The organism is Rubrivivax albus (assembly GCF_004016515.1).
Taxonomy (GTDB): Bacteria; Pseudomonadota; Gammaproteobacteria; order Burkholderiales; family Burkholderiaceae_C; genus Rubrivivax; species Rubrivivax albus.
In genome coordinates this window covers 1-416 of the sequence record NZ_SACT01000064.1, presented here as the reverse complement: position 1 = coordinate 416, position 416 = coordinate 1, and the positions used below count along the sequence as shown (strand labels likewise).

Below are 416 nucleotides of genomic sequence, written 5' to 3'. Positions count from 1 at the left end.
AAGAACCCGGTGTACAGTGTGCTGTGGTTAATTGTGGTGTTCTTTGCTATTTCCGGTCATTATATTTTATTGAATGCACAGTTTCTTGCAGTGGTAAACATTATTGTGTATGCCGGTGCCATTATGGTATTGTTCCTGTTTGTGATCATGTTGATGAACTTGAATGCAGAAACGGAGCCGCAGAAAAACAAATGGCTCAAAATAGCAGGTGTAATTGCAGGCGGAAGTTTAATGCTGGTGTTTATTGCAGCATTGCGTCATAGCAACGAATTGATAAAAACACAGGTGAGTATGGGGGGAGAAGCAGGACTGATTAAAACATTGGGCAAAACATTATTTACCGATTACGTATTGCCTTTTGAAATAAGCAGTGTGTTGTTCTTGAGTGCAATGGTTGGTGCCGTGGTAATAGGAAA

At 40.4% G+C, this 416-nt stretch carries 1 protein-coding gene; it reads left to right on the top strand.

The window, feature by feature from the left end; genetic code table 11:
• Positions 1–9: 9 nt before the first annotated feature.
• A partial coding sequence (locus ENE75_RS26110; protein ID WP_233259283.1) for an NADH-quinone oxidoreductase subunit J occupies positions 10–416 on the top strand: 407 nt, incomplete at its 3' end.